The sequence below is a fragment of the Pseudomonas viridiflava genome (assembly GCF_900602065.1).
GTDB lineage: Bacteria > Pseudomonadota > Gammaproteobacteria > Pseudomonadales > Pseudomonadaceae > Aquipseudomonas.
Genome location: NZ_UWFN01000377.1, coordinates 1 through 346, shown reverse-complemented (window position 1 = coordinate 346; position 346 = coordinate 1). Strand labels below are relative to the sequence as shown.

Annotated in this window: 1 protein-coding gene; it reads left to right on the top strand. The window is 63.3% G+C overall.

The genetic code is table 11. The features are described 5' to 3' along the window. The coding region (locus EE949_RS29050) for a penicillin acylase family protein (RefSeq protein ID WP_164666861.1) at positions 1 to 346 on the top strand (346 nt) is incomplete at both ends.

The following is a 346-nucleotide window of genomic DNA, read 5'->3' as shown; positions in this document are numbered from 1 at the left end:
TGCGTGGCGCGCCAGCGTTTCGCACCTCAAAGCCCTGTACGGCAACAACCCAGACGAATGGGTCTGGGGCAGAGCGCACACCTTGACCCATGGACGTCCGCTGGGCTCACAGAAGCCATTGGATAAAGTGTTGAACGTTGGCCCTTACCCAGCGCCGGGTACGCATGAAGTGCCGAACAACCTGTCAGCCAGCATTCGCCCTGCGCCGTGGCCCGTGAACTACGGCCCCTCGACCCGCCGCATCATCGACTTCGCCGACCCCGCCAACAGCCTGGGCATCAACCCCGTCGGCCAGAGCGGCGTACCGTTCGACAAGCACTACTCGGATCAGGCCAAGGCCTACATC